Source organism: Paenibacillus sp. AR247 (assembly GCF_002968895.1).
GTDB classification, from domain to species: Bacteria; Bacillota; Bacilli; order Paenibacillales; family Paenibacillaceae; genus Paenibacillus_AQ; species Paenibacillus_AQ favisporus.
In genome coordinates, this window is sequence record NZ_PCZT01000024.1 from 222,093 (window position 1) to 227,234 (window position 5,142).

Below are 5,142 nucleotides of genomic sequence, written 5' to 3' on the forward strand. Positions count from 1 at the left end.
CCGATAAAGACGCCCTGGCAATACGTGAACTTCCAGTCCTTATCAATCCTTCCGTCTCCGATCCGGTTCATGCCGTCCCAGACGAAGCCGGTAGCGGGATCGACCAGGGAGCGCTGCTGCCAATCGTATATCTTGCGGGCCCACTCCAAATCCTCCGCGCTGCCAAAGCACCGGTACAGCCTTGCCGCGAGAATGGCGGCGGGCGCATTGGCCGGGGTGTTTTTGTAAGCCAGCTGGGATTTATGCCACGCAATGCCGCCTCCCATATGGTCGTTCCATCCGCTCTGGATGTCCTCCCACAGGATGTGGACGGTTTCCTTGTACTTCTCCTCGCCGGTCGCCTCATACGCGCGCAGCCAGGCGAGCGCCATCCATTCCATATCGTCGTACAGCTCATTCGGGTACACGCCGCCGTTCCAGCGCCGGATGCCGTCATGCAGCTCCGCGAGCATTTCCCCATACACCGCCTCGCCGGTGCGCAGCAGTCCGTCCACCAGCACGTCGGCGGCATGCGCCATCCACCAGTAATGAAAAATCGTGTTGCATTCGCCGTTTGGGCACGGCGTTTCAATATTAAACATCGCGATATCCGGATTCCAATAATGCTGGCGCAGCGCTTCCTGCGCTGCATCCGCGCGTTCTGACCACAGCATGGCGACCTCTCTCCCCTTTCAACAGCACCCGAATGGAGGGCTGTTCATTCCACTTACTCAACCAGCCCGGAACGCTCCACGCCTTGAATGAAATACCGCTGCAGAAAGAGATAGACGACAAGCATCGGAATCAGCGCAAGGAATGTAGCGGCCATGACGACAGGCAGGCTGAACACTTCAAAGCTGCTGCCTGTCAATGTATCCAGGGATTGATAGAGCCGCGGAAGCATCATCGGCAAGGTGAACTTCTCCTCCGACGTCAGGAAGATCGACGGTTCGAAGAAGTCATTCCAGTGCCATACCAAGGACAGCAGGGTCGTTACGACGATCGCAGGCGGTGTAAGCGGGAGAATAATTTTCCAGTATACGCGGAAGCTTCCGCAGCCATCCACCCTGGCCGCATCCTCCAGCTCCCACGGAAGCCCGCGGAACAGCTGGCGGAAGATAAAGATGAATAAGGCCCCCCTTAGCCCATTGGCGAAGAAGGATGGCACAATCAGCGGCATCACGCTGTCCAGCCAGCCGATCGTCTTGTACTGCATATACAAAGGGACGATGATCGTTTGCGGCGGAATGATCATCGTGAACATGCACAGCACGAACAGGACTTCCCGTCCGGGAAACCTAATTCGGGAAAAGCCATAGGCGACGAAAGAGCAGGATAATACCTGGCCGATCACACTCACTACGGAAATGAGGGCCGAGTTATTGAAATGTGTCCAAAACTGCAGCCCCTTCATGCCGTAGTAGAAGTTTTCCCACGCCAGACTCGTCGGAATCCATTTGATCGCGAAGTCGATCAGATCCACCGGATGCTTGAGCGAGGTCGTGATCATATAGATAAACGGATAGAGAAAAACAAAGGCCAAATCGATCAGAATGACGTACACGAAGATGCGGTAAATGAGCGCGAACCAGCGGCTTCTGCTGCTGATCCGGCTGATGACGCTGTTATTTCTTAACGCTTTCGCCCGGTTAGCGATACTTTCGGGCTGCACAGCCACACGCTGCCTGGTCTTCGACATCGGAATCGGTTTCACGCTGCACCACCTCCTTGCTCCTCATTCTCATTTTTCACCTGTGTATACGACTAAGCGTCTGGTCGAAGCAAATACGATAATGAGCAGCAGGAAGATAAACAAGAAGTAGATCCAGCCCATACCGGACGCGTAGCCCATTTCGATCTTCGTAAAGGCCGTATCTTTGATATAGACCATCATCCTGTTGTTGATATCCGTAAAGGAATCCACGCATGTATAGACCAGATTAAGCAGGATGATCGGCGAAATCAGCGGCAGCGTGATTTTCCAGAACATCTCCCATTCGGTTGCACCGTCGCATCTTGCCGACTCATAGAGCGACGGAGAAATCCCCTGAAGTCCGGCTAAAAAGAGCAGGATCTGCACGCCCGTTTTCCAGAAGATCACGGTAAGCCTGCTCAGCATATCAAAAACGATCTGCGAGAACGTCGGGCCCATATACAGAAATACTTCTTCCGGAACGCCGATGCCGTTCACCAGCGTGTCTTTGCCGACCCCTGCATAGAGCAGCTGCTGCATTGCAAGGCCGGAGCCGATCAAGACGGGCAGGAAGAACGCCGCGCGGAAGAAGGCGCGCCCGCGGATTTTATGATTCAGCAGGATCGCGATAAACAAAGAGAAGACCAGAATCAGCGGCGTATTGATGACGGCATCCTGCACCACCGAAATGAACAACGGAATAAACTGCGTATCCAGCACGAACGCTTTGTTGAAATTTCCCCAGCCGACAGGCTCCAGGTCGAAATTGCCGACACCGACCACTTCATGAAAGGCCAGCCAAAGGGAGTAAATCAAGGGATACAGCATGAACAATGCGAACCCGATCGCCCATGGAGCGATATAAACATAGCCTGCCAGCATCTTTTTTCGTTCCAGACTCAACTTTTTCCCTGTCATGCTGATCCCCCCTTCGGCACCACGATGAAGTTTTTGCCCGGAACGAGATGATGATCGACCGTCACCTCACCCGGCGTATAATTGACAATGACGCGAGTCCCGTCCTCATATACGACCTCATAAACATCATCCTGCAGCTTGCGGTGCTCCTTCATCGTCTGCGACCAAACCGGCCTCAGCTTGTCGTTCATCTCTTTGTAGTATTGGACCGCTTGATCCACCCAGTTGCTGTAAGCCGAGCTGAACAAATCGCTGTAGATGGTGTCCTTTAAATCTTCAGAGTGGTTCATCGTTAATTGGTAGTATGGCATATAGCCGTATTCCACCATCTTTAGGTACTGCAGCTGTGGATCGTAAAATAGATTTTGCGGATCGCCCGAATAAGGAATAATGCCATGCAGCGCCATTTGGTAGAACGGAATCGTTTCGTCGGTAAAGAAGAAGCCGCTGTCCTCCATCGGGATGCCGAACAGGCGGGAGGAATGCTTCAGGCTGTATCCATCCCCCGCGCTTCAGCGGGTACTCGTCGTTATAATCGTAGTAGAGCTGACTGCCGATGCCGTCGAAGTTAATGCCGGTAATGCCCAGCTTGCGCAGCGGATTCAGCACTTTCTTCTGGAAATGCGCATTCTGCTTGCCTGCATTCAAGTAGAAGAGCTCGCTGTAACGGTCGGTCACGACAAAATGGTTGGCTCCGACAACGACATCCTTACGCGACGAGAACCCGTCGTTGCCCTTCCATGCCTCGACATAGTTGTCCTGCAGAAAAAGCTGGTAGTTCTTCGACTTCGCGTACTCGCTTAGCTTCGCCAGCCCGCTAGTGCCGCCCAGCTTACGGGAAGGCTTATATCCCGACGGATAACTCATGTAGCCTTCACCCGTCCATCCGAGCAGGTTCGCCGAGATCGACTGCACGCCGCGTTGGCTGAGGTCTTCCATCATGTCCTGCGCCTCTGAGAAGGTCGTATTTTGAATAAAATGATCGATCAGAATCTGGTCCTTCTTAATGCCCATAAGCAGGTCAAGCCCGAAAGGAACCGCCTCCCCTTTCTTCACCTTCGGAACCACGCCTTGCTCGTCGAGCAAATACTCCCTGTAGGCGGTCGCCATATGGCTGTAATCGGCCTCTTTGCCGCTAAAGAACACGTAGCGGATGGTATGATCCTCGCGGATCAGATCCTTTTCGGGCTTCTTCGTCAAATTGCCGTCTTTCTTAACCGCTTCATACTCGCGCCTGTAAACAAGCTCAGAGGATACGCGGTTCAAATTAATGAGATAGCCGCTCGGTGAATAGAGGATATTCGCGTCGTATTCTCCCTGGGTGATGATCCCCATAAAGGAGTTATCGCCCACTTTCAAGCCGAAGATCGGCAGCATCGCGTTCTGTTCCCGTCCGAAAAAATTGAAGGTAATCGTATCCGCGCCGTAAACGCCCGCACGGTAAGGATTCAAATAATTCGGGTGGTTCGTCTTAAAATAAGACAGCGCACCCGGCCCGTCGGGATAGACCGCATAGCCTTGATCGTGATCCGATGCCGCTCCGAAGAAGGGAAGCGGAGCAACCGACATGAGCCAGTTGTCTTCCCCTTCCTGGATCGATTGGCCGGGTACGGTGACTTCAAGGGCGTTCCCCTTCAATTGGAAGCTCATATCGAAGCTGATTTTCAGCCTTGGCAGCTCGTAACGAACCGATATCCCGTTTTCCAGTGAGGTCGTCGTCATCTTCGGCTGCTCGAGGGCAAAGTTCGTCTCCTGCGTTTCCAGCGCAGGCAGATGGGGATCCGTATAGGTCAGATGAAAAATGGACTGACTGCTGGCGGTCCACAGCTCATTCCCGTCCGTTTCGACATCCTGGAGGGGAACTGCCGATTCCCACCGGTACCCGTTGCTCTTGTCGATCACCGCGATGGCGGAATCGGATGAGCGGAACTGCAGCTCAAGCCGGTCGTTTTCGGCGATCTTCTCATAATGGGCTGGCTTCTGCGGCTGTCCGTTCTCCTCTGGAGCCGGCATCTGCTCACTCTCAACGACCTGGTTCTTATTCGGCCGCATTTCCTCCTTGGCCCGTTCAATAGCTTTTTGCACGGAGGGTAACGCCAGGAGCACGAGCGCAGCAATGATGACGCTGACGGTTAAATAGTAGATCCATCGTTTGGCGAGTCTCGTTTTCATGGTACCCCCCTCAATTTTCCAGTAAGTATCTGACTTCTACGGCCACTTCACGCACAAATTGAAGAACGTGGTTCGTCAGAGCGAAGACAAGCCCTACCGTTCCCCAGAAAATAATAAAAGCAAAGATGGATAAAAGGAGGACGCCGACCGCCTTCTTAAAGGTATAGTCATTCAGCACTTTCAGTTGAATGAAGATGAGCAGGGCCACCCACAGCCATATGATCGAATTGATGCTGTTGTACAGCCCCAGTTCGCCCCTTGACATCACCAAGGAAACGGCAGCCAGCGGGATGGTAAATACGATATAGGGAATCAGGGCATAGGACATCGCGGTCAGCACCTGGCTGAAGTAGGCCTCGCCGTCCATAATCGCCGTAATT

General features: G+C 53.3%; 4 protein-coding genes and 1 pseudogene. All 5 read right to left on the reverse strand.

Going from position 1 to position 5,142, the window contains the following annotated elements; translation table 11 throughout:
• Positions 1-653 (reverse strand): glycoside hydrolase family 76 protein (locus CPT76_RS31915; protein ID WP_308737705.1); only part of this gene is annotated, 653 nt, incomplete at its 3' end.
• 53 nt (positions 654-706) lie between these two features.
• Positions 707-1,693: a carbohydrate ABC transporter permease gene (locus CPT76_RS31920; RefSeq protein ID WP_105445745.1), complete on the reverse strand. Its 987-nt coding sequence runs from the start codon at positions 1,691-1,693 to the stop codon at positions 707-709.
• Between the two features lie 27 nt (positions 1,694-1,720).
• Positions 1,721-2,590, reverse strand: coding sequence for a carbohydrate ABC transporter permease (locus CPT76_RS31925; RefSeq protein ID WP_105445746.1), 870 nt, complete (start codon positions 2,588-2,590; stop codon positions 1,721-1,723).
• Positions 2,587-4,762: pseudogene (locus tag CPT76_RS40915) on the reverse strand (DUF5696 domain-containing protein). The gene CPT76_RS31925 and the pseudogene CPT76_RS40915 overlap by 4 nt, the downstream one beginning before the upstream one ends.
• 10 nt (positions 4,763-4,772) lie before the next feature.
• A partial coding sequence (locus tag CPT76_RS31940; RefSeq protein ID WP_181153182.1) for a YIP1 family protein occupies positions 4,773-5,142 on the reverse strand: 370 nt, incomplete at its 5' end.

Coding starts and splice junctions, on each gene's coding strand:
- CPT76_RS31925 (WP_105445746.1), bottom strand. CDS start 2,590: ATGACAGGGAAAAAGTTGAGTCTGGAACGAAAAAAGATGCTGGCAGGC.